The sequence below is a fragment of the Amycolatopsis sp. lyj-90 genome (assembly GCF_046549035.1).
Taxonomy (GTDB): Bacteria; Actinomycetota; Actinomycetes; order Mycobacteriales; family Pseudonocardiaceae; genus Amycolatopsis.
On record NZ_JAJPWP010000006.1, the window covers coordinates 573,843 to 595,420 of the forward strand.

General features: G+C 69.1%; 21 protein-coding genes and 1 pseudogene. 14 read left to right on the plus strand and 8 right to left on the minus strand.

Going from position 1 to position 21,578, the window contains the following annotated elements:
- Nucleotides 1-110: 110 nt before the first annotated feature.
- Together ACLJPX_RS25980 and ACLJPX_RS25985 are read left to right on the plus strand one after the other, a co-directional pair.
- Nucleotides 111-1,341, plus strand: a pseudogene (locus ACLJPX_RS25980) (sensor histidine kinase).
- Nucleotides 1,342-1,348: 7 nt separating this feature from the next.
- Entirely contained in the window at nucleotides 1,349-1,966 is a 618-nt protein-coding gene (locus ACLJPX_RS25985; protein ID WP_221472726.1) for a response regulator transcription factor, read from the plus strand.
- On the opposite strand, the gene ACLJPX_RS25990 is transcribed toward ACLJPX_RS25985, so the two are convergent.
- The 3 genes from ACLJPX_RS25990 to ACLJPX_RS26000 form a co-directional block, all read right to left on the minus strand.
- The gene (locus ACLJPX_RS25990; RefSeq protein ID WP_101606269.1) at nucleotides 1,956-2,318 is read right to left on the minus strand and encodes a winged helix-turn-helix transcriptional regulator; all 363 of its coding nucleotides are present in this window, start codon (nucleotides 2,316-2,318) and stop codon (nucleotides 1,956-1,958) included. The two genes, ACLJPX_RS25985 and ACLJPX_RS25990, sit on opposite strands and share 11 nt — an antisense overlap.
- A gap of 35 nt (nucleotides 2,319-2,353) precedes the next feature.
- Nucleotides 2,354-2,935: a TetR/AcrR family transcriptional regulator gene (locus ACLJPX_RS25995; protein WP_101606268.1), complete on the minus strand. Its 582-nt coding sequence runs from the start codon at nucleotides 2,933-2,935 to the stop codon at nucleotides 2,354-2,356.
- 392 nt (nucleotides 2,936-3,327) lie between these two features.
- On the minus strand, nucleotides 3,328-5,115 hold the full coding sequence (locus ACLJPX_RS26000; protein WP_410602453.1) for a CocE/NonD family hydrolase: 1,788 nt from the start codon (nucleotides 5,113-5,115) through the stop codon (nucleotides 3,328-3,330).
- A gap of 73 nt (nucleotides 5,116-5,188) precedes the next feature.
- Between ACLJPX_RS26000 and ACLJPX_RS26005 the strand changes: the two genes are divergently transcribed.
- The 10 genes from ACLJPX_RS26005 (at nucleotide 5,189) to ACLJPX_RS26050 (ending at nucleotide 13,712) form a co-directional block, all read left to right on the plus strand.
- Nucleotides 5,189-5,557 (plus strand): hypothetical protein, encoded by a 369-nt coding sequence (locus ACLJPX_RS26005; protein ID WP_410602456.1) that lies wholly within the window; start codon nucleotides 5,189-5,191, stop codon nucleotides 5,555-5,557.
- On the plus strand, nucleotides 5,554-5,721 hold the full coding sequence (locus tag ACLJPX_RS26010) for a hypothetical protein (RefSeq protein ID WP_410602458.1): 168 nt from the start codon (nucleotides 5,554-5,556) through the stop codon (nucleotides 5,719-5,721). The genes ACLJPX_RS26005 and ACLJPX_RS26010 overlap by 4 nt, the downstream gene beginning before the upstream one ends.
- Before the next feature lie 12 nt (nucleotides 5,722-5,733).
- Entirely contained in the window at nucleotides 5,734-6,423 is a 690-nt protein-coding gene (locus ACLJPX_RS26015) for a response regulator (protein WP_410602460.1), read from the plus strand.
- Nucleotides 6,420-7,769, plus strand: coding sequence for a sensor histidine kinase (locus ACLJPX_RS26020; protein ID WP_410602462.1), 1,350 nt, complete (start codon nucleotides 6,420-6,422; stop codon nucleotides 7,767-7,769). Before ACLJPX_RS26015 ends, ACLJPX_RS26020 begins: the two co-directional genes overlap by 4 nt.
- Nucleotides 7,770-7,773: 4 nt before the next feature.
- Nucleotides 7,774-8,682 carry a LysR family transcriptional regulator gene (locus ACLJPX_RS26025; RefSeq protein ID WP_410602464.1) on the plus strand — a complete coding sequence of 303 codons (909 nt, stop codon included), beginning with the start codon at nucleotides 7,774-7,776 and terminating at the stop codon, nucleotides 8,680-8,682.
- A 225-nt stretch (nucleotides 8,683-8,907) separates the two neighbouring features.
- Complete coding sequence (locus tag ACLJPX_RS26030) at nucleotides 8,908-10,065, plus strand: CaiB/BaiF CoA transferase family protein (RefSeq protein WP_410602466.1); 1,158 nt, start codon at nucleotides 8,908-8,910, stop codon at nucleotides 10,063-10,065.
- Nucleotides 10,066-10,089: 24 nt separating this feature from the next.
- On the plus strand, nucleotides 10,090-10,857 hold the full coding sequence (locus ACLJPX_RS26035; protein ID WP_101606261.1) for a crotonase/enoyl-CoA hydratase family protein: 768 nt from the start codon (nucleotides 10,090-10,092) through the stop codon (nucleotides 10,855-10,857).
- Nucleotide 10,858: 1 nt separating this feature from the next.
- Nucleotides 10,859-11,605 carry an acetoacetate decarboxylase gene (locus ACLJPX_RS26040; protein ID WP_410602468.1) on the plus strand — a complete coding sequence of 249 codons (747 nt, stop codon included), beginning with the start codon at nucleotides 10,859-10,861 and terminating at the stop codon, nucleotides 11,603-11,605.
- A complete protein-coding gene (locus ACLJPX_RS26045; protein WP_410602470.1) occupies nucleotides 11,602-12,531 on the plus strand; it encodes a 3-hydroxyacyl-CoA dehydrogenase NAD-binding domain-containing protein in 930 nt (309 codons plus the stop codon). Before ACLJPX_RS26040 ends, ACLJPX_RS26045 begins: the two co-directional genes overlap by 4 nt.
- A complete protein-coding gene (locus ACLJPX_RS26050; RefSeq protein WP_410602472.1) occupies nucleotides 12,531-13,712 on the plus strand; it encodes an acyl-CoA dehydrogenase family protein in 1,182 nt (393 codons plus the stop codon). Before ACLJPX_RS26045 ends, ACLJPX_RS26050 begins: the two co-directional genes overlap by 1 nt.
- A 64-nt stretch (nucleotides 13,713-13,776) precedes the next feature.
- Here the strand turns inward: ACLJPX_RS26050 and ACLJPX_RS26055 are convergent, their stop codons facing one another.
- The 4 genes from ACLJPX_RS26055 to ACLJPX_RS26070 form a co-directional block, all read right to left on the minus strand.
- Nucleotides 13,777-15,099: a neutral zinc metallopeptidase gene (locus tag ACLJPX_RS26055; RefSeq protein WP_410602474.1), complete on the minus strand. Its 1,323-nt coding sequence runs from the start codon at nucleotides 15,097-15,099 to the stop codon at nucleotides 13,777-13,779.
- Nucleotides 15,100-15,215: 116 nt separating this feature from the next.
- Nucleotides 15,216-16,100, minus strand: a complete 885-nt coding sequence (locus ACLJPX_RS26060; protein WP_410602476.1) for a hypothetical protein — start codon at nucleotides 16,098-16,100, stop codon at nucleotides 15,216-15,218.
- A gap of 542 nt (nucleotides 16,101-16,642) precedes the next feature.
- A complete protein-coding gene (locus ACLJPX_RS26065; RefSeq protein WP_410602597.1) occupies nucleotides 16,643-17,842 on the minus strand; it encodes an LCP family protein in 1,200 nt (399 codons plus the stop codon).
- Nucleotides 17,843-18,016: 174 nt separating this feature from the next.
- Nucleotides 18,017-18,760: an SDR family NAD(P)-dependent oxidoreductase gene (locus tag ACLJPX_RS26070; protein WP_410602478.1), complete on the minus strand. Its 744-nt coding sequence runs from the start codon at nucleotides 18,758-18,760 to the stop codon at nucleotides 18,017-18,019.
- Nucleotides 18,761-18,860: 100 nt separating this feature from the next.
- Here ACLJPX_RS26070 and ACLJPX_RS26075 point away from each other — a divergent pair, with 100 nt between their 5' ends.
- Nucleotides 18,861-19,487: a TetR/AcrR family transcriptional regulator gene (locus ACLJPX_RS26075; RefSeq protein WP_410602480.1), complete on the plus strand. Its 627-nt coding sequence runs from the start codon at nucleotides 18,861-18,863 to the stop codon at nucleotides 19,485-19,487.
- A gap of 36 nt (nucleotides 19,488-19,523) precedes the next feature.
- A complete protein-coding gene (locus tag ACLJPX_RS26080; protein ID WP_410602482.1) occupies nucleotides 19,524-21,098 on the plus strand; it encodes an MDR family MFS transporter in 1,575 nt (524 codons plus the stop codon).
- Between the two features lie 96 nt (nucleotides 21,099-21,194).
- Here the strand turns inward: ACLJPX_RS26080 and ACLJPX_RS26085 are convergent, their stop codons facing one another.
- Nucleotides 21,195-21,446 carry a WhiB family transcriptional regulator gene (locus ACLJPX_RS26085; protein WP_101606252.1) on the minus strand — a complete coding sequence of 84 codons (252 nt, stop codon included), beginning with the start codon at nucleotides 21,444-21,446 and terminating at the stop codon, nucleotides 21,195-21,197.
- Nucleotides 21,447-21,578: the final 132 nt, after the last annotated feature.

A 21,578-nucleotide genomic window follows, 5' to 3' on the forward strand; every position in this document is an offset into this window, starting at 1 on the left:
CCACTTCACCGCGAACGGCCGGTCGGAGGAAACCGGGTAAGGATGGTGACCGCATAGACGAAAGTTGCGGATCCCGGGCGAGGGGACACCCTGCTGGTTACCTTGAGCCGGTGGAGAAAAGCAGGCCGTTCCGGCCCGGTCCGGTCGACACCGTGTGGCTCACGCTGGCGGCGCTCGCGTTCGTGGGCCTGGACATCACCCTGTACGTGTTCGGCGAACCGACCACCGGGTGGGCGGGGCCCGCCGCGGGTGTCACCCTGCAGGTGTTCCTCGATCTCTCGCTGATCCTGCTGTTCCGGTTCCCACGGCTGGTCGGGGGCCTGATCACGGCGGGAGCGCTGCTGATGCTCGCGTCCGACCTGTTCTCCCCCGGGCTGCTGGTGCCGGAGCGGCAGCTGACGCTGATGACCGTCCCGACGATCACCCCGGTCGTGCTGAGCCAGCTGGCCCGCCTGATGGACCGGCGGACGCTGCTCTGGCTGACCGCGATCCTGGTGGTCTGCGCGTCGAGGCCGTGGGACGCGCACTGGAGCACGACCCCGTTCGGCCTGCTGGGCACGGCGCTGCCCACGTCGATTTCGCTGTACTTCGAGGCCCGGCGCCAACTGCTGCGCTCGCTGCGCGACCGTGCCGAACGCGCCGAACGCGAGCAGCACCTGCTCGCCGAACGTGCCCGTGCCGAGGAGCGGCGGAAACTGGCCGAGGAGATGCACGACGTCGTCACGCACCGGCTGAGCCTGATGGTGCTGCACGCCGGCGCGCTCGGCGTCGTCTCGGCGGACGAAGCGGTGCGGACCTCCGCCGAGGACATCCGGCGTGAAGGCGCGCTGGCGCTGGACGAACTGCGCGATCTGGTCGGGGTGCTGCGCAACGGCGCGAACGCGCAGCCGCGCACGCTCACCGACGGCACGGCGGGCGACCCGGCGACGCTGGTCGCGGAATCGGCGTCCGTGGGCATCCCGACCGAGCTGACCGTGCGCGGCGACCCCGGGCGGATCTCCCCGACGGTCGCCCGTACCGCGTACCGCGTAGTGCAGGAGGCGCTGACGAACATCCGCAAACACGCGCCGGGCTCGACAGCGACCGTCGAGCTCCGCTACCACGCGGGTGGCCTGGACGTCGCCGTGGAGAACACGCGGGCGGGCGCCACCCCGGATCCGGCGCTGGCCGACAGCGGCTCGGGCGCGGGACTGGCCGGGCTGCGGCAGCGTGTCGAGCTGATCGGCGGCCGGTTCGAAGCCGGGCCGCGAGCGGGCGGCGGGTACCGCGTCGATGCGATACTTCCGGCCTACGTCCCGACTGCGGAAGGAGATGCGTGATCCGGGTGGTCGTCGTCGATGACGAGCCGATGGTCTGCGCGCATCTGCGGACGATCCTCGGTTCCGCCGAGGACATCGAGGTCGTGGCACAGGCGCAGGACGGCGCGGAGGCGGTCGAGGCCGTGGTCCGGCACCGGCCCCGGGTGGTGCTGATGGACCTGCGGATGCCCGGTGTCGACGGGCTGACCGCCATCGAGCGGATCGCGAAACTCCCGGACCCGCCCGCGGTGGTCGCGCTGACGACGTTCGACGCGGACACCTACGTCATCCGCGCGCTGCGGGCGGGCGCGGCCGGGTTCCTCGTGAAGTCGACGCCGCCCGAGGACCTCATCGGCCTGGTCCGGGTCGCCGCCGACGGGCACACCGTGCTCTCCCCCGAGGCCGCGCAACGGCTGGTGGCGATGTCGGCCGACGGACGGCGTCGCGGTGACGACGCGCGGCGGAAGACCGAAGGGCTGACAGAACGGGAGACGGACGTCCTGGCCTGCCTAGGCGAAGGACTGTCCAATGCGGACATCGCGGCTCGGCTGCACCTCGCCGAGGCGACGGTGAAGAGCTACGTGTCGCGGATGCTGGTCAAACTGGACTGCGCGAACCGGACGCAGGCGGGCCTGCTGGCGCACGAGGCCGGTCTGGTCAAGCGCTGAGCTGGCCGTCGTAGCTCTTGCGGGCGTCGAGGACCTCGCCCATGTGCACGCGAGCCCACTTGTCGAGCATCTCGAGCGGTTCGGCGAGGTTGCGGCCGAGCGCGGTCAGCTCGTACTCGACGTGCGGCGGGATCTCCGGGTACGCGGTCCGCGTCAGGATGCCGTCGCGGACGAGGCTGCGGAGCGTCTGGGTGAGGACCTTCTGCGAGATTCCGCGCACGCGCTTGCCGATCTCGGTGAACCGGAGCGGACCGTCGCCGAGCACGCCGACGATCAGCACGGTCCACTGGTCGCCGATGCGGTCGAGCAGGGCGCGGGTGGGGCAGTCGGGATCGTACGGGTTTCCGAGCACGTGACCTCCTCACTCTCCCGGGGAGAGTAACACGCCTAGCGAGAGGGAGTGGGCTGCATCAGCGCCTCGAACAACAGGATCAGGTGACGGCGGCCGCGCTCCCAGCGCGCCTCCAGTTCGGCCTGGTCGCGGGTCGCCCAGCTGGCGATGAGGATGCCACGGACGACGTCCATCGCCGTGTACACCGCGTGCAGGAACTCCGGATGCGCCGAATGGTCCGGGAGCAGCGCCTTGCCGAACTCGACCAGGCTGCTCGTCGCGATCGGCTCGACCACCGCCATCTGCGCGCGCAGCTCCGGATCGGTCCTCGACGCCACCCACAGCTCGACGGTCGCCGAGAAGACCGGGCCCTGGTGCATCTCCCAGAGCAGTTGCAACGCGTCCCCGACCGGGTCGGCCGACGCCTTGAGCCGGTCGATCTCGGCCATCGCGACCTCGGTGCGCCTGGCCGCGAGATGCCGGATCGCGGAGGTGACGAGGTCGGTCTTGGTCGGGAAGTGGTGCACCTGTGCGCCGCGGGTCACCCCGGCGCGATCCGCGACGCGGGTGGTCGTGGTGCCCGCGTAGCCGTACTCGACGAGACAGTCGATCGTGGCGTCGAGCAGCCTGACGCGCATCGCGGCGCTGCGTTCCTCCTGCGTGCGTCGTGGGGCTGCCATGCGCCTACTTTATGGGGCGCCGCGCGAGGCCCCGTCCCGACCGCATCTAGAGGACTAAACGCGGTTCGCGACCGGCACCGAATGCGAAGTCCCGCCCAGCTGGACGTCACCCGGACCGCCGGAGACAGGGGGTGTGTGGAAACAGGGACGTTGAACGTCCCTATTTCCACACAGCCCCACCTCGGGCTACACCTCACGCGCTCACCAGCCACGTCTTGTCAGGCGCGGTGCCGCGGGCGGCCAGTGTCCCCCATGCGGAATGGGGGACACTGAGCGCAGAGCGGTCGCACGTGGCTCGAGGCGTGTCCGTTCGCGCGGTAGTTCGAGGGCGAACGACCGCAACCAGAGGACTAAACGCGGTTCACGACCGGCACCGAAAGCGAGGTCCCGCCCAGGACGAACGTCACCCGGGCACCGGGCGCGGGCAGCGCCGGATCGAACATGTCCGCGTCGGTCCCGCCGAGGACGAGCGCCAGCCGGTGCCCGGCCGGGACGACGTGGTCGAGGCTGCTCAGCCGGAACGTCATCGTGTACGCCTTCCCCGGCACCAAAGGCTCGCCCCGCCACAGCGACCGATGATGCCCGAGGTCCGCCCAGCCGGTCGCCACGATCCGTTTGTCCACCGCGACCGGATCCGCGACGGTGTCGAGGAAGCACCCGGTATCGGCGGCGGTGCCCGCACCCCAGCAGGAACGGGTCGTCAGGTTCTCGATGCCCAGCGCGGGGAATTTCGTGTTCCGCACGGTCGCGGGCCCGTAGTCGACCAGCACCGCGCCGAGCCGCGCGCTCGGTTTGTCCGAACGCGCGGTCACCGTCACCGTGGCGGTCCCGGCGATCCGTGTGTCCGCGCGCACCGGCTCACCCGCGAAGACCAGGCGCTCAGGCCTGGCCTGCGACGGGTTCTCCACCCACTGGGACGCGCCGCGCGCCGGGTCGTCGGTCAGCGAAGCCGCACCGGCGGCAGGACGCTTCCCCAGCCCGCCCTCCGCAGAAGGCCACAGGATGTGCGAACGCGACGCAGGAGGCCAGCGGCGTTCGTCCGTCCAGCGGTCCGGGGTGTGTTCGATCCGGATCGCCGGTTCGGTTTCGACGCCGTTGCGGACGCCGAGCAGCCACCGGTCGAACCAGCGGTGCAGGGTCTTCACGAACAGCGACCGGTCGAGGTCGAACGGGTCGACGTGCGCCGCCTGGTGCAGCCACGCCTTGCGCGGCACGCCGTACGCGTTCAGCGCCTCCCACCAGGGCCCGAACTGGATCGGGTTGACGTTGAGATCGTGGAAGCCCATCGACGCGAAAACGCTTGCGCGCACCTTGCCGGTCTTCGCGACGTAGTCGAGCCCGCGCCAGTACTCGTTGAAGTTCCCGTCCGTCCCCGCGCGTCTCGCGTTCTCGTCCTCGAACGGCTGGCACAGCTTCTCGGCACGTGGGTTGTACAGACCCGGCCCGCCCGCCCAGCCGAAGTACGCGCCGTGCGAGTTGTGGACCTCGTAGTACGAACTGACCCCCGCGATCGGCACGATGGTCTTCAGCCCGTCGATGCCGGACGCCGCCATCCCGATCGCCGTCGCCCCGTCCTGCGACTTCCCGATCGCGCCGACCGACCCGTTCGCCCAGCCCGCGCGGACCCGCTCCGGCCCGAACGGCGTCCGGAACGCGCTCGCGCGGCCGTTCAGCCAGTTCACGACCGCGTTGCCGGAGGCGACGTCGTCGAAACACCCGGACGAACGGTTGGTGCCCCCGACGTCGACCAGCACGACCGCGTACCCACGCGGGACGAAGTAGTTGTCGTAGAAGAGCGGGAACTGCGACGGCGTGCCGTCGGGGAGATAGGTCTTCGGCTGACGCTCGTTGCCGCGCCCGATCTTCTCGAAGTACGGGCTGACGTCCATGATCACCGGAATACGGCCAGCGGGTTCCGACGGCCGGACGATGTCGGCGGCGACCCGGTCGATCTGTCCGTCGCGGTCGAGGTCCTGTCCGGTCTCCACCCAGGCCGTCTCGCGGATGGCCTTCTCGTAGGAGAACACCGGTGCACTGACGCCGTCACGGAGGACGAACGCGGGTGGCGCGGCGGTCGCCGGTGCGGCGGTGGCCAGCAGCATCGCCACCACAGTGGCGGTCAAAGTCTTCAGCCCCATCGTCCGAGTATCGCTTACAAAACCCGAACATCACCCCCACATTCCTCGTATCCGGCCGCGCGAGGCTCTTCGCATGCTGAAACAGACCATCGCCGCCTGCCTGACCGCGGCCGGCCTCATCGCCCTCGCCCCGGCCGCCTCGGCGCAGACCCCGATCACGCTCAGCCCCGAAGAGTCCCAGCAGTTGTGCGCCGAGTGGCTGCCCAAGCTCACCGAGCGCACCACGAAGCTCACCGACCGCATCAACGGCGGCCCCGAGATCCGCGGTTCCGTCGCGAACCTCAAGGCCAGGGCCGAAGACCAGCGCAAGAAGAACCACAACGACACCGCCGACAGGCTCCAGAAGCGGGCCGACAAACGAAGCGGACGCCTGCCCGAACTCACCGCGGCGAAGCAGAAGCTCGACACGTTCGCGGGCGCGCATTGCAAGGCGGGCAAGTGAAACGCCTCCTGGCCGCGAGTCTCACCGCGCTCGCGCTGTTCGGCACCGCCGCCTGCGACGACACCAAGGCGTCGAGTCCGGCGCCGGCGCCGGGTGAGCTGAGCGACGTCCAGCGCACCCTCGACTCGATCGAGCAGGACATGGCCGGCGACCCGGCCCCGTGACAGGATCTGCCGGTGACGACACAACCGGGACGCGGGCTGGTGCTGGTCGTCGAGGACGACCCCGCGATCGCCGAACTCGCCTCGCTCTACCTGAAGCGGGACGGGTTCGGCGTGCTGGTCGAAGCGGACGGCGGCGCGGCGCTGGCCACGATCCGGCGGCTGCGCCCGGTCGCGATCGTGCTCGACATCGGACTGTCCGGAATGGACGGTATCGAGATCTGCCGGACGCTGCGCGCGGACGGCGACTGGACACCGGTGCTGTTCGTGACGGCCCGCGACGACGAACTGGACCGCTTGCTGGGCCTGGAGATCGGCGCGGACGACTACCTGACGAAACCGTTCAGCCCGCGTGAACTGTCGGCCAGGGTGCGGACCGTGCTGCGCCGCGCCGCCGGTTCCGCGCCGCCCGCCGAGACCTACGCGGCGGGCGGCGTTCGCGTCGACGTCACCCAGCGCCGCGTCTGGGCCGCCGACACCGAGATCGCGCTGACGTCGACCGAGTTCGATCTCCTCACCCATCTGGTGAAACGACCCGGCCAGGTGTTCAGCCGCGAGCAGTTGCTCAGCTCCGTCTGGGGTTACGCGGCGTCGGCGGGCACGCGCACCGTCGACGTCCACATCGCCCAGCTCCGGGGAAAACTGGGCGATCACAGTCCGATCAGGACGGTCCGCGGCATCGGGTACGCGGCGGACGCCGGATGAGGCGGACCTCGCTCGCGCTGCGGATCACCGTGGTGTGCCTCGCGATCGCCGCGGTCGCGGTGGTGGTGGCCGGGCTGGTCGCGGCCCGCCTGATCCGCACCACCGGGACCGACGTGCTCCGGCAGTCGCTCTCGGCGCAGGCGGACGTGGTCGCGAGCCAGCTCGACGAGACCGGGATCGGTAATCGACTCGGCGCGGGCAAGGTCGCGGAAGTCGTTCGGGGACAAGGGATCGACGTCGTCGTCCGCCGTCCGAACGGGACACTCGACGGCGACGGGACGGTGGCGGCGATCGCCGCCGCCAAAGCCGGGTTCACCCGCTCCGGCACGGTGCTCGTCGAAGGTCAGCAGTACCTCGTCGAGGTCCGCGCCGTCGGCACGAAAGGGGCGGCGTTCGCGCTCGTCCAGTCGACGAAGACCGGCGAAGCCCGCGGGCGGATGCTGGTGCGCAACACCGTGCTCGCGCTCGGCGCCGGGCTGGCGGTCGCCGCGATCGCGGGGCTGGTGCTGAGCCGGATGCTGTCCCGTCCGCTGCGCCGGGCCGCGTCGGTGGCGAACGGGATGCGTTCCGGACGTCGTGACCTGCGGGTTCCCGTGGAAGGGCCGTCCGAGGTCGCGGACGTGGCGAAGTCGGTCAACGCACTGGCCGACGCCCTGCAGTACAGCGAGGCGCGGCAACGCGAGTTCCTGCTTTCGGTGTCGCACGAGTTGCGGACGCCGCTGACCGCCGTCACCGGGTTCGCCGAGGCGATCAGTGACGGCGTGGCCGAAGGCGAGGACGCCCGCCGAGCCGGGGAGACCATTCACCGGGAGGCGCAACGGCTGGAACGCCTGGTCAGCGATCTGCTGGAACTGGCGAGACTCGGCGCCGACGAATTCCCTCTCGACCCCACGCGGCTCGACCTCGCCGCGCTCGTCGACGAATGCGCCGACGTCTGGCGGCTGCGCTGCGCCCGGCAGAACGTGACGCTGCTGGTCGAGCGGCCACCCGGCGAGGTCCCGGTCGTCGCCGATCCGCGACGGCTCCGCCAGGTCGTCGACGGGCTGGCCGAGAACGCCCTGCGCGTGACCCCGGCGGGCGCGCCGATCGTGTTTTCCCTGGTCGCAGGCGAGGGACAGGCCCGGTTGGCGGTGCGCGACGGCGGGCCCGGCCTCGCGCCGGAGGATTACCCGGTCGCGTTCGAGCGCGGGGTGCTGAACAAGCGCTACCGCGACAGCCGCCCGGTCGGTTCGGGGATCGGGCTCGCGCTGGCGCACGGCCTGGTCACCCGCATGGGCGGGACCCTGACCGCCGGTCCGGCGCCGGAAGGCGGAGCCGCGTTCACCGTCGCCTTCCGGTTAGGGTGATCACGTGGAGATGTTGCACCTGCGGTATTTCGTGGCCGTCGCCGAGGAGCTGAACTTCTCCCAGGCGGCCAGGAAGCTGCACATGGCCGCCTCCCCGCTGAGCCAGCGCATCAAGGATCTCGAACACGAACTCGGCCACAGGCTGTTCGACCGCAGCACGCACCACGTCACGCTCACCGCGGCCGGTTCCGCGCTGCTGCCGATCGCGCGGGACGTCCTCGACCAGGTCAACGCGATTCCGTGGCGGCTGCAGGAGGCGGTGAAGCCGCGCCGGAGCACCGTGTTCATCGGGATGCCCGCGGGCGTGCACCCGGCCCTGCGGGAACGGGTCAAACGGCTCGAAGAGCACTGTCACGACCGGTTCGAACTCAAACGCTGGCCGGGGACGACGCCGGATCTGGTCGCCGCGGTGCACGAGGGCAAACTGGCGTTGTCGCTGGTCCGGATGCCGGTCACCGATCCCGCGCTGGAGATCATCCCGGTGCAGGTCGAGCGGCTCGGCGCCGTCGTCCCCGCCGATCGGTTCGCCGGACGGGAAACGGTGGACATCGCCGAATTGAGTGACCTGTCCTACATCGCGTCCGCCTCGGAAAGCATTCCGGCCTATTCGGACGACATGGACCGTAAACTGTCCAACGCGGGGATCAAGAAAAGGCTCAAAGTCGGCGGAACCGAATATTCGGGCATCTCGGAATTGGTGGCGAACGGATCTTCATTCTCGATCACCATGCTCGATCCGGCCAGTCCGATGCACCTGTTCCTGGTCGACGGCGCCACCATCCTGCCGTTCGCGGATTTCCGCCCCCAGCTGGAGACCTCTCTGGTCTGGCGGCGGGACCGCGCGGAGGACGGCGACCTCGCCGAACTCGTCGCCGGAGTCCGCGAGATCTTCGCCGAGCCGCTTTCGACCTGACGCAACGGCACAGTGCCGGTGCTGCTTGCTGTCCGCCTCGGTACAGGGGGTCGTGAGCGGTAAGTGTCGTTAGAACGTCACTTACCACTCACGACCCACCACCCAACCGCACCATAAATGGTATGACCACCGCGGTCATACCATTCTTCGTTTCTTGATCATTCCCTTCTCCGCTATTCGCGCCTAACTTCGAAGGTAGAGCGAACAACGGCGAAGGGAAGCAAAATGACTCAGACCGCCACCGGACCACTGGACGGCGTTCGCGTGATCGACCTCTCGACGGTGGTCATGGGACCGTACGCCGCGCAGATCCTCGGCGACCTCGGCGCCGACGTGATCAAGATCGAGTCCCCCGCCGACACCGTGCGGGTGGGCAAGTTCCGCACGACGCCGGGCATGACGCCGCTCAACCTGAACGTGAACCGCAACAAGCGCAGCGTCGCCCTCAACCTCAAGGACAAGGAGCAGCGCGAGCAGGCACTCGAGCTCATCGACACCGCAGACGTGCTGATCACCAACATGCGACCGGGTGCGCTGAGCAGGCTCGGCATGAACTACGCCGACGTCGCCGCGCGCAACCCCCGCCTGGTCTACGCCCACGCGCAGGGCTTCCGCAGCGACTCCGACCGCGCGGGCCACGCCGCCTACGACGAGACGGTGCAGGCGTCGTCCGGCCTGGTCGACGTCGCGAACCGCGCGCTGGGCAAGCCGGTCTACCTGCCGACGATCATCGGCGACAAGGTCTCCTCCCTGACCATCGCCTACACCGTGCTCGCGGCGCTGGTGCACCGCGACAAGACCGGCGAGGGCCAGCGGGTCGAGATCCCGATGACCGACACGCTGATCGCGTTCAACCTCGTCGAGCACCTCGCCGGGCACGTCTTCGAACCCGCGGAGGGCCCGACCGGCTTCGGCCCGTCGATGAACCCGGGCCACAAGGCGGTGCACACCAAGGACGGCATGGCCTGCGTGATCCCCTACAACCCGCAGAACTTCCGCGACTTCTTCCACGCCGCCGGACGGCCGGAACTGGCCGAGGACCCGCGCGTCAACGGCGAGGCCATCGACGGCGCCGACCACGAGGCGCTGGCCGAGCTGATCGCCGACTGCGCCCCGGCGCTGACCACCGAAGAGTGGACCGAGGTCTGCGCGAAGCACAGCATCCCGATGGCCCCGGTCCTGGAACTGGACAACGCGCAGGACGACGAGTACGTCCGCGACGGCCACCTGCTCGACGTCGTCGAGCACCCGAGCGAGGGCTCGATCCGCACCATCGGCATCCCGGTGAAGTTCTCCGCGACCCCCGGCTCCGTCCGGCGCCTGGCTCCCCTGCCGGGTCAGGACACCGAAGAGGTCCTGCGCGAACTCGCTACCACGCTTTGAGCACACCCAGCTGAGGAAAGAACCATGAGCAGCACAGAAGTAAGGACAGAACGGGTCGGCGGCACGCTGCTGATCACGATCGACCGGCCGCAGGCCCGCAACGCGGTGAACGCCGCCGTCGCGGCCGGGCTCGCCGAAGCACTCGACCTGCTGGAATCCGATCCCGCACTGCGGGCCGGGGTCCTGACCGGCGCGGACGGCTCGTTCAGCGCAGGCATGGACCTCAAGGCGGCGCTGAAGGGCGAATCGCCCGAGATCCCCGGGCGCGGGTTCGGCGGGCTGACCGAGGCGGAGCTGTCGAAGCCGCTGATCGCCGCCGTCGAGGGCTGGGCCATGGGCGGCGGGTTCGAGCTGGCGCTGGGCTGCGACCTGATCGTCGCCGCCGAAGACGCGAAGTTCGGGTTGCCCGAGGTGAAGCGCGGGCTGATCGCCGCCGGTGGCGGCGTGATCCGGCTGCCGAAGCGGATCCCGCACCACCTGGCGATGGAGTTCCTGCTCACCGGCGAGCCGATCAGCGCCGAGCGCGCCGGACGGCTGGGCCTGGCGAACCGGGTCGTCCCGAGCGGCGAGGCCGCCGCCGTCGCGTTGCAACTCGCCGAGCAGATCGCCGCCAACGCTCCCCTGGCGCTGGCACTGGTCAAGAAGATCGTCCGCGCCGCCGACGGCGTGCCGGACGCGCAAGCGTTTGCCACCCAGCGTTCGGAGATGCCGGCGCTAATGAAGTCCGCCGACGTCCGCGAGGGCATGCAGGCCTTCGCCGAGCGCCGCGCTCCGCAGTGGACAGGTGAGTGAGATGAAGCAGCAAGAAGTCCTCCGGCACGTGACCACCCCGCTCACGAACCCGGCGTACGCGCCGGTGGTGCCCCGGTTCACCAACCGCGAGTACCTCAACATCGTCTACCGCACCGACGCCGACGCCCTGCGCGCCGTCGTCCCGGAGCCCCTGGAAATCGACGAGCCGCTGGTGCGGTTCGAGGTGATGAAGATGGGCGACGTCAGCGGCTACGGGCCCTACACCGAGTCCGGCCAGGCGATCCCGGTGAGCTTCGAGGGCGAACGCGGCGAGTATCTGCACGCGATGTACCTCGACAACTTCCCGGCCACCGCGTCCGGCCGCGAGATCAGCGCCTACCCGAAGACGATCGGCTCGCCGAAGCTGTTCGCCGAGAACGGCGCGCTCGTCGGGACACTCGACCACGGCAGCCAGCGCGTCGCGACCGCGACCATGGGCTACAAGCACCACCGGCTGGACGTCCGCGAGGCCGAAGCGCAGATCACCGTGCCGACGTTCATGCTCAAGACCATCCCGGACTACGACGGTTCGCCCCGGGTCTTCGAACTGGTCCGCACCGAGATCACCGACGTGGTGGTCAAGGAGGCGTGGACCGGACCCGCGCGGCTGCAACTGTTCCAGCACGTCCTGGCGCCGCTGGCGGATCTCCCGGTGCTGGAGGTCGTTTCCGCGAGCCACATCCTCACCGACCTGACGCTCGCCCCGGTCAAGCCGGTCTTCGACTACCTGAAGGGAGCACGGTCATGACTTTTCGCACCGCCGCGGTGATCGGCGCGGGGACCATCGGCCTGTCGTGGACGGCGTTGTTCGCCTCGCACGACCTGGACGTCTGGGTCTCGGACCCGCGGCCGGACCTCGCCGACGCCGTCGCCGGCGCACTGGCGGACTTCGCCCCGCATCTCGGCCGGGACGCCGCGGACCTCGTCCCTCGCGTCCACCTCGCCGCTGACGTCACCGAAGCCGTCCGGAACGCGGATGTCGTGCAGGAGAACGGGCCCGAGAACGTCGAGTTCAAGAAGGACCTGTTCGCGACCCTGGTCCGCGAGGCACCGTCGCACGCGCTGCTGCTGAGCTCGTCTTCGGCGATCCCCTCGACGGCGTTCACGGGCGACCTGGACGACGCTTCCCGGGTCCTCATCGGGCACCCGTTCAACCCGCCGCACCTCATCCCGCTGGTCGAGGTCGTCCCCGGGGAACGCACCGGTGCCGAGTCGGTCGACCGGGCCGTCGAGTTCTACCGGTTCGTCGGCCGCACCCCGGTGGTGGAACGCAAGGAGATCCCCGGGTTCGTCGGCAACCGGCTGCAGAACGCGCTGAGCCGCGAGGCCATCTACCTGGTGGAACAGGGTGTCGTGTCACCGTCCGAAGTGGACGCGGTGATGACGAACTCGCTCGGCATCCGCTGGTCGACGGTCGGGCCGTTCCTCGGTTCGCACCTGGGCGGCGGCCCCGGCGGCTACCGGCACATGGCCGAGCACATCGGCAAGTCGATGAAGAAGATGTGGGCCGGTCTCGGCCAGCCCTCGCAGAGCCCCGAAGAACAGGAACGGCTCATCGAAGCCGTGGAATCCGCTTACGGCTCCTCCACGTACTCGGAACTCGCCGAGGCGCGCGACCGCAAGCAGCTCGCGGTGCTGTCCGCTTTGGACAACGCCGGCAAGGAGGAGAACTGATGGAAGACCAGCTGACCGCCGACTTCTACGACTACGAAGCCCTGCTGCCGGACGAGGAGCGCAAGCTGCTGCTCAAGGCACGCGACTTCATGCGCACCGAGGTCAAGCCGCTCGTGAACGAGTACTGGGCGAAGGGCGAGTTCCCGCACGAGCTCGTCGGCAAGTTCCGCGAACAGGGCCTCGCCGGGCTGCCCTACGAGGGCTACGGCGAGCACCTTCCGGCCACCAGCCACCTGCTCAGCGGGATGATGGCGATGGAGATGACCCGCACGGATCCCTCCGTGGCCACGTTCTTCGGTGTCCACAACGGACTCGCGATGTACAGCATCTACTCCGGTGGCGACCAGGAGCAGCGCGACCGCTGGCTCCCGTCGATGGCCGCGATGGACAAGATCGGCGCGTTCGCGATGACCGAACCGCTCGGCGGTTCCGACGTCGCGGGCGGCATGCGCACCACGGCGCGGCGCGAGGGTGACACCTGGATCCTCAACGGTGCCAAGAAGTGGATCGGGAACGCGACCTTCGCCGACCTGGTCATCGTCTGGGCCCGCGATGAGGACGACAACAACGTCAAGGGTTTCGTGGTCGAGAAGGACTCTCCCGGATTCGTCCCGGTCAAGATCGAGAACAAGTTCGCGTTCCGGATCGTGGAGAACGCGGAGATCACACTGACCGACGTCCGGGTGCCGGAGGCCAACCGGCTGCAGGGCATCGACTCGTTCCGCGACGTCGCGGAGATCCTGCGCGCGACCCGCGGTGGCGTTGCCTGGCAGGGGCTGGGCGTGATGATCGGCGCCTACGAACTCGCGCTGGACTACGCCAAGGAGCGCAAGCAGTTCGGCCGTCCGATCGCCCGGTTCCAGATGGTGCAGGACATGCTGGTGAAGAGCCTCGGCAACATCACCGCGTCGTGGGGCATGCTCGTGCAGCTGGCCCGGTTGCAGGACGCCGGGATCTTCAAGGACGAGCACTCGTCGCTGGCCAAGGCGTTCGTGACCTCGCGGATGCGCGAGGTCGTCGCCTGGGGCCGCGAGATCTTCGGCGGCAACGGGATCGTGCTGGACAACGACATCATGCGGTTCTTCACCGACGCCGAGGCGATCTACTCGTTCGAAGGCACCCGGGAGATGAACACGCTGATCGTCGGGAAGGCCATCACCGGCCAAAGCGCCTTCGTGTAAACCGCACTTGCGCGTGAAGGCCCCTTCCCTCGGCTGAGCCGAGGGAAGGGGCCTTCACGCGCGTTCAGCGGTACTTCTCGCCGCAGGTCTCCTGGCTGCCGGAGGAGAAGCCGTCCCGGAAGGCGGCCACCCTGGCGAAGCCCGCCGGCAGCGTCCGGCCCCGGACGTCCGCCGCGATCAGGCTGTTCCGCGTCAGCATTTCGGCGACGGCCTCGTCGAGGTCTCCCGGCGACAAGGTGAGCGACCCGCGTTTACCGTCCACAATGGTCGATGCCCAGAACCCCGTGAGGCAGGCCGTGCGCTGCGCGGCCACCGGCCCGTCGAGCCGGAAACCGCCCTCCTGCTGGACGGCGAGGGTGTAGCGCGACGCGACCTCGGCGAACGCGGCGAAGTCGCCGATCCCACCCTGCCGTCCCCTCCTCGGCGGGGTGCCGATGCGGACGAGACCGTCGAGGTCGAGGTTGATCTGGTTGGACTCCGAGCAGTAGGACGCGAGCGCGTCCTCCGTCGTCACCCCGCAGGCCGCTCCAGTGGTGAGCGTCGGCGGGGTGGCCGCGAGCCGGAAGGCCTGCCGCAGGCTGGTGGTGAGATCGGCCAGCGCCTCGCGGTCGTCGAGACGGACGTTCTCCGCCGCCGCCCGCTCGTTCGCCGCGGCCGAGCCGAAACCGCCTTGGGTGCTGCGGCCTTCGATCTCCCGCTCGTCGATCATCGCGCAGCGGGCGGGCCCGTCGGTGAAGCCGAACTGGAACGCGGAAACCCGGTCGAAGGCGTTGCCGTGCGCGCCGTCGTCGTCGAAGGCGACCCCGGCGGAGTCGCGGATCTGGAACAACGCGGTGAGCACCTCGTTGAGCCCGCGGCCGGTGGAGACCTGGAACATCGGCGACTTGCCTTCGGCGACCCAGCGGAGATACGCGCCGGTGTAGCAATCGGCTTGCTGTTCCTTGACGATCGACGGCGTCGCCGCCGGAAGGCCCAGCCGGAACTGGACCGCGTGGCCGATCTCGTGGGCGAGCACCGCCATGACCGCCGCCGGGCCGATGGAGTCGTTGAGCATCGGCAGCAGTTCCCCGCGATCCCAGGCGACGATGTCCTGCCCGGAGCAGTAGAACGCGTTCACCAGCCCGGCCGTCGTGGCTCCGCAGATCACGCGACCGCGGCCCGCCGAGTCGTACGAGGCGAGGGTGGCCAGTGGCCGGAAGTCACGGTTGAAGACCGCCGGCAGGTGCTCGCGCCAATACCGCTGGACGTCGGCGACGGCGTTGGCCGCGAGCTTGTCGATCTCGCCGCCGTCGCCACCGTCGACCGGCAGCGCGGCGTCGAGCACACCGGGCTTGAGCCCACTCGGCCCGTCGGTGATCTCGAGCCCGGCGACCCGGGTGGGGTCCACCGGTTGTGCCGCTCCCCCTACCGTCGCGGCACAACCGGTGAGGAACAGAGACAGGCTTGCCACGATCGCCCAACCGGATCGACGCTTCATCACACCATTCCCGTCTCTGGTTTGGTTCAGCCGGAGAAAATCGAGGTGACCTTGTCGTCGAAGTTCACCTTCGCGAGATCCCGCACGTCACCTTCGATGACGAGCGACTTGCCCTTGCAGTCCTTTTCGGACCAAAGCTTGAGCGAACCGGCGGCGGAGACCGACGACGTCACACCAGGGCGGGCGACGTTCTGGCAGCCCTGGCCCGCGAGCCCCTGCGACGGCTCGTCGTCGCTGAAGTTCTTGCCGTCGAAGAGAACCGCGCTGGACGCGGGCTTCTGCGGCGGCGTGGTCTCTTCCTGCTGCCCGCCCTGTGCTTTCTGGCCGTTCGGGGCGAGCCCGAACCACGTCCCGCCGACACCCTGACCGAGCGTGTCACCGGGCTTGGTGTCCTTCGCGAACCGGTACGCGGGCCAGCCGCCGACGGTCAGCTGCAGGGTGCCGTCGGCGCGCTTGACCGTGCCGACGGCGGATTTCCTGATCCCCGCCAGGAAAACCTTGCTCCCCGAGGTGACGAGCACCGGTGGCCATGCCTTGGCGCAGTCGCCGTCGCAGGCCGACTTCGACGGCTTGGCGGTGTCCTTGTCGAAGCGGTACAACGTCAGGCCCGCGCCGTTGACCACCACCGGGTCGAGCGCGCCCGCCTTGGCGGCCTTGAGCTGCACCCATTTGCGGGCGACGTTCTGGTCGGCGGTCCCGGGCGTCCCGTCGGAACCCGTTGCCCAGTCACCGGTCTTGGGCGGCGCGTTGTTGGCCTTCGCGGTCCCGGCGAGGAAGGACAACTCGTTGGCGACCTGCTCGACCGGTACCGGCGCCGTCGGCAGCGCGGTGTTCTGCGTGCCGCAGGCGGCGAGCGACAACGCCCCGGCGGCGGCGAGCCCGGCGATCGGCAGAACTCTTTTGCTGAGCACGATTCTTTCTCCCCTGCACCCTGGTTCCAGGCTCTCTGGAACTCCCCTACGCCATCGACACGGACGGCGGCGGGATGCGGTTCAAAAGAATCTTGGGGACTTTCGCGCTCGGCACGAAACCGCGGTCAGAGGACTAACAAACGCGGAAGGCGATTGGGCCGGGTGCGAGCGGAGCGCAGGTACGTGATGGCCCCCTTCCTGTACCTAGGCGCAAGGAAGGGGGCCATCACGTACTTCGAGCGACCAGGGTCCAGTCCGGGCCGTGAAGGGCCCCTTGCCTACCTTGACCGCAGTGATGGAGGCCTTCACTACGGTCGTGATCGCCACGGCCGCCACTTTCACCCCACCCGCACCCGCAGCCACACCCGCAGTCACAGCGGCCACGCGTGAAGGCTCCTACCTGAGTTCGGCCGAAGAAACGCGACCCTCACGCCTTTCCCAAGTACGTGATGGCCCCCTTCCTTGCGCTAGGCGCAAGGAAGGGGGCCATCACGTACCTCAAGCGGCCACGGCGCCGGTACCGAGTCGGCTGGGTTGGTCGCTTAGTTGACACAGCCCGCCGAGGCAGGCGGCGCGGAAGACGTGGACGACGAGGGCGGAGCGGCGACCGAGGAAGTGGCCGCCACCGGCTTGATCCCGATCCCGCCGGTCGGCTCCCCCACCGCGGCGACGTTCGTCGACGTCAGCGTGGCGTTCACGAACGCCTTCACCTGAGCGGGATCCACCTTCACCGCGTCGCCGTCGGAAGGCGTCGGCAGGGAAAGGCTCTGGATCGGGATCGTCTGGAACTTGATCGCCCCCGAGCTCATCCCCCGCAACTGCTGCGCGAAGCTCAGCACGTCCCAGCCGCGGTCGAGCACGACCGCCCCCTGGATCGCGCCGGTCAGGGCGCTCAGCCTGGTGGGGTCGGTGAACGTTCCCGCGTCCAGCATGGTCTTGGCCATGCTCGACAGGAACGCCTGCTGCCGCGCGATGCGGTCGAGGTCGCTGGGCAGCCCGTGCCGCTGCCGCACGAAAGCGAGCGCCTGCGGCCCGGAAAGCAGCTGCTTCCCCGCCGGGAACGAAGCCCCCGAGAACTTGTCCTGGACCGGCTCCTTGAGGCAGACCTCGACACCGCCGATGGCTTCGCTCAGCGCGGAGAACCCGGCGAGGTTGACGGCGGCGTAGTGGTTGATGCTCAGCCCGGTGAACTGCTCGATCGTCTGGATCGTGAGTTTGGCGCCCGCTTCGTTGGCCTTGACCTCGAGCTGGGGACCGCTCAGGCCCTGGGCGCGCAGCGAGCTCATCGCGGCGTTCTTGCCGCGGCTGTAGGCGGAATTGATCTTGTGCTTGCCGAAGCCGCCCGCGATGTCCACATAGGAATCGCGCGGAATGGAGATGGCGGTGGCCGCGGCGCCGCCCGCCGGGATGTGGACCACGATCATCGTGTCGGTGGTGTCGCCGCCGTCGTCGTCGGCTCCGGCGTGCAGCGTGTCGAGCACGTTCTGCGGCAACGGGTTCCCGTAGGTGTCGGTCCGGGAGTCGATCCCGACGAGCAGGATGTTCTGCGCCACCTTCAGCGGCTCGCCTGCCGGACCGTCGGGCATCTGAGCGGAGGGCGCGATCACGTCGGCCGTGACGATGCCTTCGTCCAAACGGCTCAACTGGGACCACGCGAAACCCGTGACCCCCAGTACGGCCGTCGACACCAGGCCCAGTGCGACGCGGCCGCCGATCCGCCGTCCTCGCGACGTGAGCAGCACGACCTTCTCCCCGCTTCCGTGAATGATCCCCCGCATTCGAGGATCACCGCGTTAGCTGGGAATTACCTGAGAAACGTGTCATAACCGGGTCTTAAAGCCCGTTCGGCCCAGCAGAAGTGATCAAGCAGACAACCGGCCGCGACACCGAGTACCGGACCGACCGCGCAGCGCTCCCTAACGGGGCATCCGGCGCCAGATCGCGCGAGGCACCACGCGCATCACCGCGAACACCAGCCTCAGCAGTCCCGGCACCCACACGGTATCCCGGCGTTTCCGGATTCCGGCGACCGTCGCGTCCGCGACCTGATCGGGCGTGCTCGAGAACGGCGCCGGGGACATGCCCTCGGTCATCCGGCCGATCACGAACCCGGGCCGGACGAGCAGGAGGTGCACGCCGGTGCCGTGCAGGGCGTCCGCCAGACCGCTCGCGAAACCGTCGAGGCCCGCCTTGGCCGAACCGTAGACGTAGTTCGCTCGCCGGACCCGCACCCCGGCGACCGACGAGAACACCACGAGGCTTCCGCTTCCTTGCTCACGAAGCACTTTGGCCACATGCGTCAGCACACTCACGTGAGCCACATAGTCGGTGTGCACGATCGCGACGGCGTGCTCGACTTCGGTTTCGGCACGCGCCTGGTCGCCGAGGATCCCGAAAGCGGTGACGACGACGTCCAGCGGGCCGTGCTCCGCGACGACCTTCTCCAGGAAAGGGCCGTGCCCGGCGAGGTCGTCAGCGTCGAACTCGACGACGTCGACCGTCTTCGCCCCCGCGGTCAGCAGTCGTTCGGTCTCCGCTCCGAGGTCCGCGCTCCGCCGTGCGGCCAGCACGATCTCGCGCGCCCCGCCCTTGGCGAGCCGCTCCGCGACCGCGAGACCGATCTCGCTGCGCCCGCCCAGTACCAGCACCGTTCCGCTCACCCGCCGCAGTCTGCCAGGCGGTTCGGGGCCGCCGGCCAGTGGCACGGTTCACAAACTGCAATTTTGCAGTATCTGCATCTTTGTGCGTATCGTGGTGCTCATGCCCGAACCCGTCAAAGGCCTCCGCGAGCGCAAGCGGCTGGAAACCCACCGCGCGCTGGCGACCACCGCCGTCCGGCTCGTCGCCGAACGCGGCCTGGACCAGGTGACGGTCGAGGACATCAGCGCGGCGGCGGGGGTCTCGTCGCGCACCTTCTTCAACTACTTCGCGTCCAAAGAGGACGCTGTCGTCATCGCGCACGCGGACAACGCCGAACGTTCGCAGCGCGTCATCGAAAAGTTCCTCGCCGCGCCGAAGGAAGTCAGCGTCCCGCGCGCTTTCGTCGCCGCGCTGAAAGAGGACTTCGCCCAGATCGACGAGAACCGCGAAGAGTGGCTCGGCCGGATGAAGGCGATCCAGGAGAACGCCACCCTGCATTCGCGCGCGGTGGCGATGAACCACGACACCATCGCGCCGACCATCGAGGCGATCGCGCGCCGCGCCGGCGTGGATCCCCGGGACGACCTGTATCCGACGTTGCTGTTGTCCGCACTCGGCGGCGCCGTCAACGCCGTGCTCATCCTCTGGTCCCGGCACGACGGCCGGGTGTCCGCGCTCGAACTGCTGGACGAAGCCGTCGAAATGCTTCTCGCCGGGCTCCCGGAGCCCGGCGGCCGCGCGCGCTGACGCGCCCGGCAGCTCAGAACACGAAGGGGGACGACCATGTCCACATCCATGACCGAATCACGAGAACCGGAATCGCCACCGGGCGCGATGGGCCGCAAACAGGTCCTCGAAGCCATGTCGGGGCTGATGATGGGCATGTTCGTCGCCATCCTCGCCTCGACGGTGGTCGCGAACGCGCTGCCGCGGATCGTTTCCGAACTCGGCGGCTCGCAGTCCTCCTACACCTGGGTGGTCACCACCGAACTGCTCGCGATGACCGCGACGGTTCCGCTCTGGGGCAAGCTTTCCGACCTGTACAACAAGAAGCTGCTGATCCAGCTCTCGCTCGGGCTGTTCGTGGTCGGCTCGCTGGTCGCCGGGTTCGCGGGCAACATCGAGCTCCTGATCGGCAGCCGGGTCGCGCAGGGCATCGGCGCGGGCGGGCTCACCGCGCTCGCGCAGGTGATCATGGCGGCCATCGTTTCGCCGCGTGAACTCGGGAAGTACTCGGGCGTCTTCGGTGCCGTCTTCGCGGTCGGGACGATCGCGGGCCCGCTGATCGGCGGCGTCATGGTGGACACCTCGTGGCTCGGCTGGCGCTGGTGCTTCTTCCTCGGCGTGCCGTTCGCGATCGCGGCGATCCTGCTGCTGCAGCGCACCCTGAACCTGCCGACGGTCCGGCGTGACGTGAAGGTCGACTACCTCGGCGCGTTCCTGATCATGGCCGGGGTCTCGACGCTGCTGGTCTGGTCGTCGCTGGCCGGGCACCAGTTCGCGTGGGGCTCGGCGTGGACGGCCGGCCTGGTGACCGCGGGCGTGCTCATCCTCGCCCTCGCCGTCTACGTCGAGTCGAAGGTGGCCGAGCCGATCCTGCCGCTCGGGCTGTTCCGCAACCGCACGGTCACCCTGACCACCCTCGCGAGCTTCCTCGTCGGTGTCGCGATGTTCGGCGGAACGGTGTTCCTGTCGCAGTACTTCCAGCTGTCGCTCGGCAAGTCGCCGACGGTGGCCGGGCTGTTGAGCCTGCCGATGATCTTCGGCCTCCTCGTGTCGTCCACGGTGTCGGGCCAGCTGATCAGCCGGACCGGCAAGTGGAAGAGCCACCTGCTGCTCGGCTCGGCCTTGATGACGGCGGGCCTCGCCCTGCTGGGCACACTCGACTCGAAGACGAACCTCGTCGTCCTCGGCGCCTACATGGTGGTGCTGGGCGTGGGCGTCGGCATGCTGATGCAGAACCTGGTCCTGGTGGCGCAGAACGACGTCGACGCACAGGACCTCGGCACGGCGACCTCCACGCTGTCGTTCTTCCGCAGTCTCGGCGGCTCGATCGGGGTCAGCGCGCTGGGCGCGGTGCTCGCGAACCGGGTCACCGCGCTGATCACCGAGGACCTCGGGCCGCTGCCCGGTGGCGGTGAAGGCGGCGCGGTGCCGAACATCGCCACGCTGCCGGAGCCGGTCGCGAACGTCGTCCGCAACGCGTACGGGGAAGCGACCAGCGAGTTGTTCCTGATCAGCGCGCCGATCGCGCTGCTGGTCATCGTCGCCGTCGCCTTCCTCAAGCACAAGCCGCTCAAGACCCAGTCGGGAAACGAGCGGCTGGCCGAGGAGACGGTCGCCGACGCCGTCGCCTGACCACCACGAGAGAGGGGCCCGGTTCACCGAACCGGGCCCCTCTTTTTTCGCGCGCGAAAACAACGGGTGGAAATTCAGTCGCGCGTTCGAGTGGATTCAGGCAGCGCTGCCGACACGAATCGGGCGGCGCCGCTCGCTACCGGTCAGCCCGCCGAAAACGCCATGGGCGAGTCCGTTGTCCAAGGCGTAGGCCAGGCAGGCCGAAATCACCGGGCACCGTGCGCACACGGCCTTCGCCCTGTTCGCCTGCCGTGCGCCGGGACCGGTTTCGGTGACCGGGAAGAACAGTTCGGGATCCTCACCGCGGCAAGCGGCCTCACTCAGGTCACCGGCCATCCTCGTTTCCATTTTCCTATCACCTCCTTTTCTTCGATTTTCCCTTCCGCGTCAAACGACTTCCGCTCGAAGCCGGGTATCCACCCCGGTAGGTGGCGCAAACATCACCTTCACCGAATCGTTACACTCAGCGGCCCGCTCACT

Excerpts from the sequence above, each read along its gene's own strand:
- ACLJPX_RS25985 (WP_221472726.1), top strand. The coding sequence starts at position 1,349 with ATGGTCTGCGCGCATCTGCGGACGATCCTCGGTTCCGCCGAGGACATC.
- ACLJPX_RS25995 (WP_101606268.1), bottom strand. The coding sequence starts at position 2,935 with ATGCGCGTCAGGCTGCTCGACGCCACGATCGACTGTCTCGTCGAGTAC.
- ACLJPX_RS26000 (WP_410602453.1), bottom strand. The coding sequence starts at position 5,115 with ATGGGGCTGAAGACTTTGACCGCCACTGTGGTGGCGATGCTGCTGGCC.
- ACLJPX_RS26005 (WP_410602456.1), top strand. The coding sequence starts at position 5,189 with ATGCTGAAACAGACCATCGCCGCCTGCCTGACCGCGGCCGGCCTCATC.
- ACLJPX_RS26020 (WP_410602462.1), top strand. The coding sequence starts at position 6,420 with ATGAGGCGGACCTCGCTCGCGCTGCGGATCACCGTGGTGTGCCTCGCG.
- ACLJPX_RS26030 (WP_410602466.1), top strand. The coding sequence starts at position 8,908 with ATGACTCAGACCGCCACCGGACCACTGGACGGCGTTCGCGTGATCGAC.
- ACLJPX_RS26035 (WP_101606261.1), top strand. The coding sequence starts at position 10,090 with ATGAGCAGCACAGAAGTAAGGACAGAACGGGTCGGCGGCACGCTGCTG.
- ACLJPX_RS26040 (WP_410602468.1), top strand. The coding sequence starts at position 10,859 with ATGAAGCAGCAAGAAGTCCTCCGGCACGTGACCACCCCGCTCACGAAC.
- ACLJPX_RS26045 (WP_410602470.1), top strand. The coding sequence starts at position 11,602 with ATGACTTTTCGCACCGCCGCGGTGATCGGCGCGGGGACCATCGGCCTG.
- ACLJPX_RS26050 (WP_410602472.1), top strand. The coding sequence starts at position 12,531 with ATGGAAGACCAGCTGACCGCCGACTTCTACGACTACGAAGCCCTGCTG.
- ACLJPX_RS26075 (WP_410602480.1), top strand. The coding sequence starts at position 18,861 with ATGCCCGAACCCGTCAAAGGCCTCCGCGAGCGCAAGCGGCTGGAAACC.
- ACLJPX_RS26080 (WP_410602482.1), top strand. The coding sequence starts at position 19,524 with ATGTCCACATCCATGACCGAATCACGAGAACCGGAATCGCCACCGGGC.
- ACLJPX_RS26085 (WP_101606252.1), bottom strand. The coding sequence starts at position 21,446 with ATGGAAACGAGGATGGCCGGTGACCTGAGTGAGGCCGCTTGCCGCGGT.